2 protein-coding genes are annotated in these 529 nt (G+C 58.4%); both read left to right on the plus strand.

The window, feature by feature from the left end; genetic code table 11:
- Nucleotides 1–364 (plus strand): head-tail joining protein (locus E2C06_RS36935; protein WP_456305210.1); only part of this gene is annotated, 364 nt, incomplete at its 5' end.
- A gap of 11 nt (nt 365–375) precedes the next feature.
- Nucleotides 376–529: phage tail protein (locus E2C06_RS36940; RefSeq protein WP_170997307.1), on the plus strand; the 154-nt coding region annotated here is incomplete at its 3' end.

Genomic DNA, 529 nt, shown 5'->3' on the forward strand with positions numbered 1-529 from the left:
GGGAGGCGCTGTGGCTGATTTCGATAACCTGTTCGATGCTGCCATTGCCCGCGCCGATGAAACGATACGCGGGTACATGGGAACGTCAGCCACCATTACATCCGGTGAGCAGTCAGGTGCGGTGATACGTGGTGTTTTTGATGACCCTGAAAATATCAGCTATGCCGGACAGGGCGTGCGCGTTGAAGGCTCCAGCCCGTCCCTGTTTGTCCGGACTGATGAGGTGCGGCAGCTGCGGCGTGGAGACACGCTGACCATCGGTGAGGAAAATTTCTGGGTAGATCGGGTTTCGCCGGATGATGGCGGAAGTTGTCATCTCTGGCTTGGACGGGGCGTACCGCCTGCCGTTAACCGTCGCCGCTGAAAGGGGGATGTATGGCCATAAAAGGTCTTGAGCAGGCCGTTGAAAACCTCAGCCGTATCAGCAAAACGGCGGTGCCTGGTGCCGCCGCAATGGCCATTAACCGCGTTGCTTCATCCGCGATATCGCAGTCGGCGTCACAGGTTGCCCGTGAGACAAAGGTACGCC

Source organism: Dankookia rubra, assembly GCF_004355005.1.
Taxonomy (GTDB): Bacteria; Pseudomonadota; Alphaproteobacteria; order Acetobacterales; family Acetobacteraceae; genus Paracraurococcus; species Paracraurococcus ruber_A.